Source organism: Vibrio qingdaonensis (genome assembly GCF_026191675.1).
In the GTDB taxonomy this organism is placed as follows: domain Bacteria; phylum Pseudomonadota; class Gammaproteobacteria; order Enterobacterales; family Vibrionaceae; genus Vibrio; species Vibrio qingdaonensis.
The window spans coordinates 1-6,704 of record NZ_JAKRRY010000072.1; the positions used below are offsets into that span (position 1 = coordinate 1).

2 protein-coding genes are annotated in these 6,704 nt (G+C 45.1%); one reads left to right on the forward strand and one right to left on the reverse strand.

Features of this window, described 5'->3' with window-relative positions; genetic code table 11:
• Window positions 1-532 precede the first annotated feature (532 nt).
• Window positions 533-892, forward strand: a complete 360-nt coding sequence (locus MD535_RS24770; protein ID WP_029224421.1) for a hypothetical protein — start codon at window positions 533-535, stop codon at window positions 890-892.
• 20 nt (window positions 893-912) lie between these two features.
• On the opposite strand, the gene traI is transcribed toward MD535_RS24770, so the two are convergent.
• Complete coding sequence (gene traI, locus MD535_RS24775; protein ID WP_265677928.1) at window positions 913-6,696, reverse strand: conjugative transfer relaxase/helicase TraI; 5,784 nt, start codon at window positions 6,694-6,696, stop codon at window positions 913-915.
• Window positions 6,697-6,704 lie beyond the last annotated feature (8 nt).

Below are 6,704 nucleotides of genomic sequence, written 5' to 3' on the forward strand. Positions count from 1 at the left end.
GGCGCTAGTTGTGTCACGATCTTCTTTTTCCGTTTTACATTCCTTCCTTAATGGTCTCAATCACCCTAGATTCAATCGCCAACGGTTCGGCTTTTGCTCTCGACGTTCCTAAAACAAGTCCAAAAAACACAAACTTGATGCAGACTCATTGGAGGTCATTGTTACCGCTTGGGAATCATCCACACACCACGGCGCATTGAAATCAATGCAAATGGTTGTCTGTTAAAAACATAAAGACAATAAAAACAAGAATTTAAAGATATAATAGTCGTTTAAAGTAACGTGGAAAAATTTTCAAAAATTACACTAATTAGCCGCTTAAATTTCAATGGATAAATATATATTTTCAATGAATATTGATTGATCCCTTATATGTAAAGCGATGAGAGCGTTTTCAATGTTATTTTAATTGGAAATCATTGAATGTTGATTGAGCCCTTTATTGACAAGGTTTAATGGGTGTTTTATAAAATTAATTGATTGAAATTTCATTGGAATAACAATGCTTTTAATTGGGATTGAGGAGGGCAATATGACACGTTCTTATCCATTACAAAGCTCATTACGTGGAAAGTTAGCGCAAGATTTTAAGACGTTTAGGGATAAGGAAGCGTTAAGTGATGCCGAGGCCACGCGGCAACTTTTGATGTTGGCACTGCGCATTAAACTCAATGATAGTGAGGATGATAGTCCATCGAATCGTGCGTTGATGGAAGAGATTTATCGTGTCGTTCGTGGTTCATCTGCGATCACTGATGTGGTTCATGGACAAACCTTTGATGGTGAAAAATTATTCCGAGAACAAAAAGAATCCAAACCCTTTAGGCAACAGGTGAAATCTGATATCGATAATAAAGTCGATGAGTTTCTGGCAGGCAAAAAAAAAGGGTAGTCCATTGGACACCCCTTTTTCTACCGCTCTAACTCTCTATCTAGTTTATTATATTGGTCATTGTTGTTGTCACGCTCCTGATTAAAATCAAACGTTTTTTGAGGGGAGGGTTCTTTGCTGTCGAAGTGTTCAAGCTCTTTATCTTTGATTTCTTTTGTGTGTTGATTAATATCAGTGTCCTGCTTGTTGGTTAATGAATCATGGTCTTGAGTGGGTGTGTCGAATTCCTCTTTTTGTTGATGCGTTTGTTGATGGTATTGTTCAATACCCTGTTTGATTTCCTCAAGCATATTGTCAGGCGAAACAAACTGAATATTTCTCCCTGAAAAGTTAGCCATGATTTTTTCAATGTTGTTGGGATTTAAATCCGTATTGCCTTGACTCAGTACAATCACAATGTTCTGTCTGAGTTCATCGGTAGAGATATTCTGAATGTCATTCTTATGATTGACATTGATAATGTCGTATTGGCCTTGATGCGCTTGATTAATAATAAAAGCATTCTCGATTGAGGTACTGATGATGGTGGTGTGCAAATCATGGCCTTGATGGAATTGCGTTATTTGTTTGGATTTCGTGCCTAATATCCGTGGATTGATGTCGAGTGCCGGATCTTTATTTCCTTGCCCGTCTAAATAAGTCACTTCAATCGCTTTTGTTTCTCCTTTTTTATCGTGAATGTTAGTTATCATCGCCGGGTGAAATGTTTTGTCCTCTGAGGAATATACTGCTTGATGAAAATGAACATGGTCATTCTTAGGGTGTTCAATCCCCAATTTATTGAGGTAAGTTTCGGCTAATGTGCCTGTGAGTGGCTGACTGGTTTGTATATATTCTTTCGCTCTCTCTTCAAATTGTGCCATGTGTTTTGGCGTCGTATTCAGTAATTGGTCATGTTTGGGGTTGGCGGTGAGTTGGTATTTATCAGGATCATTAAGAATGTTGTAGGCTTCTTGCATTGCCTCCTTATAATATATTTCCTTATGAATCATCATTAAATTGATTAATGAGCCTTTTTTACCGGTGGTATAGTCTTTAAAATACCCTCGATATTCCCCCGTTAACGATACCTTTATTGCCGATTTTCCAATACCAAAGGTGAGATAATCACGGTCTGATTTAGATGGGTTCGGTTGCCCCAAGAGGTTGATGGCTAAGCTTTCGGTGTATTTCGGTAACGTTTGGCTGATGTGTTCTTTAAATTGGTTGTAGTCAAAATCTCCGTTTCTATTGTGATAACGCACGTCTTCATGAGATAGGGCTTTGTCATTAAAGTAAGGCGTACTGTGTGGTGCAATGTTCTCGATGGTTTCAATGGCACTGTGTTTATTGACCTCTTTCGATAACCAGCTCTTCATCATCTGTTTTGGGCTGTCAGTAAAGAGTTTCACATGACTACTCGCCCGGCTTAAATCGATGTAAGCGCGTCTTAAGTTCGTCAGTGCGCCTTTACCCTTTAGGGTGGTAATGACGTTCTGATACGTCGCGCCTTGCGCCATATCTGCGGTTCTGGTGTAAGCGTAATCCCAATGCCCGTCTTTCAGTTGGTTTGGATTAAGGCTTAACGTTTGCCCCTCTTTCGACAGTGCGGTGATTTCTTCTTTGGTGGCATGACTGATGGTGTATTCCACATTGGCTTTAATGCCTCGCGCTTTGTCGGTAAATCGGGTCATGATTTTGTCACCGGTTGAAAGTGGCTTTTCTGATTGAACGAAGAGTGACGTGTATTTGTGGTCTTTGTTGCGTGGCAAAAATGGCTTTGTCTTACCTGTAGTTACGTCTTGAAGAGTCACCAAACCGTGCTCCGAATCAACGTGGGTAATGATGTCGTACTCTCCTGGCTTGGTGCTTAAAATGAGCCCTTTCTGATAAGGCATCATGGTGGTCAGCTCTTCTTTGCTATCACCTGTAGAGCGTAATCGGGTGGTGATGATGTTTTCTTGGCCTATCTCCTGTGTTTTCATCAGTCCGGCACGAATGTGCTCAGTGATGTGGTCACGCTCATTATTTGTGTAAGCGATGATCAGCGTGTTTTCTCGTGTCTCGGGCGTGCGGGCAAGGTAGTCCTGCGCCACCGCGTAAGGCAGCTTTTCGGTGGCGATGAGTTGCGCTTTGCTTTGGTCTTTCGCATTCTCATCGAGGGTTGAGACGATATGTTGCGTGCTACCGAGTGTATCAGGGCCTTGCTGAGAGAGTTTATCGAGGGCGCTGTCTGGCTGCTTATCTACAATATTGTGTACGGCACTAAGCAGTATTTCATTCTTTTGACGAATGATGTCGGTCATAAAAGCCGTATCGATGAGTCCTTGTCTCATGCTCAATTCAAACGGTTTACCGGCATTAAGAGAAAGTAGTTGCTCTTTATCCCCAAGCAAGGTGGCTTTGGAGCCGCTTTGTAATACAAGGTCGGTGAGCTCTTTGGCTTGTTGGTTGCTGACCATGGAGCTTTCATCGAGGAAGAACAGCGTGTTTTTGTAGTCCTCTGGTAAGGTGATGCCACGTCTTAGGTCGGTCAGTAAGCTTTCCAGCGTTTGCGCTTGTATCCCTTTTCTTTCCAGTTCGCTGACGGCGGCGTGCGTTGGCGCCAGACCGATCACTTGCGAAGGTGAGTGTGTACTGGCTTGGCCGGTGTGTTGAATCAATTCAATGTTGGATTCGAGCAGGGTGGATTTACCGGTGCCTGCCAAACCTTGCACGGCCACAAAACTGTCTTTGGTCGTTGAGATAAGGGTGATGCTGTCCTTTTGCCCTTGGGTAAGGCGAGGCTGTGCATCGAGATAATCTCTGACTTGTTTGTGGGTGGCAAACGGCTTGTGTTGATTTTTCCCTTGATCAATGTTCCGTAAAATGTGCTTTTCGGTATCGAGCGCCGCCTGGGTGGTCCAGCGTGTGCCGTCGCTGTATTCGGCAGAGAGGACATCACTGCGTTTGGCGAGCTCTGTTTCAATTTGCTCTTTGATTATCGGTTGATTGGCCTCTTCAAAAGCGTAACGGATCGCTTCGACGACTAACTCTTTTTGTGTAAACGCCGCTTCTTTTTCAGAAAGATGACTCAGGGCAAAGTTCAACGCTTTCTCTTGCAGTGATGAATTTTGCTCTTTGTTTAAGAGGGTGAGGGCTTGCTTGATGTCGCTTTTGACGGTGATGGCGGTGGTTTCAATCAGGTAGCGGTCGTTGACGCTTTGGGTGTGCATCACTCGCTCGATAGCAGAAAGCTTCATTTCGCTTTTCTCAAGCGCGGCCTGGGCTTTATCGGGGTTGTCGGTAAACACATCGATGCGCGCGCTTTTCTCAGTCAGATCATGGAAGAGCGCTTTGGATAGCGTAAAGGCTTTGCCTGAAATGAGGGTGTGCGCCCTTGGTTCGATATGACTGGCGGTATGGACATAGTCGTATTGTAGTGGTGCGTCTTTCAGCGCTTCAACGGGGACGGTGTTCAATTCGCCCTGCGTGTCCGTTAACGTTAGGGTTTCTTTAGAAATATCCGTGACTACGTAACGCTCATTGGCGTTCAACTCAGATGGAAAGTGCTTACCTGTGGTCATGAGGCGTTCACCTTGGTTAACTTGCAGCGAGTCAGGTTTAAAGATCTGCATGTTGAGGGCTTTGAATCCGGCGGAAGCGGGATCGAGGGTGTATTCTTGTCCATCGGTTTTGCTCAGGACATGGAGTCGATTGTTTGCCTTATCCGAGGTTGAAACCACTAACTCTTGAGGTTGTCCGTCTTCCCAATGGCGAAGGGTCATACCTGGCTTGTAATGTTGCGCTAACTCCTGTTGGGGCTTAGACAAATAATGAGGCTGCTGAGTGAACAAGGTGATACCGCTGCGGGCAAGTTGACCCTCATTCTGCAGAGAGGACCGGATCGCGTCCGTCAATCGTCGTTGTTCAAGGTGAGAAGTCGCCAGCACTTGTGTGTCTTCTTTGTTTGGTAAGTGGGTATACGCTCTAGCGAGGGTGCGTGTATCGCTGTTGTGCAAGGTAACCTTACTGTCTTTCTGTTTGCTGTCTACCCAAGAGTGCGAGACGACGTTGCCTCTGCGATAAAGCTCGATGGCGTTATAAGATTTAAAACCTTGGCGACTGGACGTGTTGTTCAGCAAGATGACTTTGCTACCCGATCCCTTAGCTTTTGCGTTTAAAGCCATCAACTCATTGGCGCTCATTTTGTGGGCGCTGTCGACAAGAAGGATGTCTTTGTTGGTCATAGGGACGTCTGAGTGCAACAAACTATGGACAGAGTGGCGCTGCTCTTCTTGAAATCGGTGTTTTATCCAGGTTGCGACCGTATGACTTTCACGTTGGATGGTTTGGCTATGACGGTGTTTGTCTTTGGCGTTTTGTGACACTAAGTGGACACGTTTACCGACATGGTTGCCGACGTTCAAGAGGTTTTGCGCGATTTGCTCACTGTTGCCAAACACATTGACCACATGAAACTGTTTGGTGGACTGGTAAATGTCCGCCACCTTTTGGCGATTGCCTTGAGTGAGGTTCAGTTTATCTAACGTGGCGTCATTGACTGGCGTGCGCATATGGCGCGTACGCCCTTTGCTGGCCGCCATTAACGCTTGTTCGGTTTTCAGCATGGCTTGAGTGGTGTATTGACCTTTTTCTGAAAGAGGGATGAGAGCACCGTTTTTCACCCATTGGTCAGCGACCATTTTAAGGTCAATCGCATTGGCTTGTGCGCCGCCTTTGGTAAACTCGGCCGCGGCTAATTCTATAATCTTTTCCAGTTTTAATGCTGTGTTGTATTGCCCTAAGTGTTCAACGGCGCGGCCAAACGCGTCTTTAGCGATTTCTTCAGGGTTCTGTTCTTGTGGAGTGATCCCCAGAGCGTTTTTAACCAGTTCTTCGGGCTTATGTCCTGCGTTGCGCACCGTTTGTTGCCAGCGAACATTGAGGGTTGCCTCACTTTCGTAGGTTTTGGACTTGCGCGTATCAAGGTTGGCTACGTCTTTTGCCGCGCGGGATTCAAAGCCTAAGTCTAAGGTTTGTTGTTCTATTTGTTGTGAGCGAGTGGAGAAGGTGTCGATTAATACTTGAGGAACGCCTTCAACATCAAATTGACCATTGCCGAGGGCTCGCGTTGTATAGCCTAACTCTATAACTTCTTTAGCCAATTGGCTCTGGTATAAAATACCGTAGTATTTTTGGAAGTGGTAAATGCGCTCGCCTGTCCCATTGATGACGCCGCCTTTTTGTTTGAGAGAAGAGGCGAGTGTACGCAGTTGCCCTTCTTTGTCGCGGGTCATGTTTGCCGTTAAGGCATGGGAATGGAGTTGTGGATCGTTTTCACGACTGGTTTTATGGCGGACGACCGCAAAGGCCATCGATTCGGTATTGATGAACTCACGAGCGCCTTCGTCGTTGATGTGCGTGGCTTGTGCCACGTCTTTTTCTAGTTGCGATAGCGCGAATTTGACCGCGTCATTATGTGCATCAATAAGGCGAGTATCCCCGCCAACGAGTGCGAGCGTGCTTAATCTTTTTGGTGCTGAAAAAGTCAGGTCAAAACCACATTTATGGTCGCCCCGTTTACCTTTGATGGTTTCATTGCCTAAGTGTCCAGATAAAACGGACTCTAACGTTTTTTGGTTAACCGGTTTACCGATTAGGCCTGCTTCTTTGGCTAACTGACCGTGCCAAAAAGTGTTTTCATTGGTACTGCTTTCTTTGAGGTAGTAGTTGTCGTTACTGTCTTTCTCGAGTGACGTATCAAAGGTATTTGGTGTGTTTTCTTCGTTCAAGTAATACTTGGCGGCGCCATAGGCGGATTTAAGAGGGCTAATAGACATCATAAGGTGTT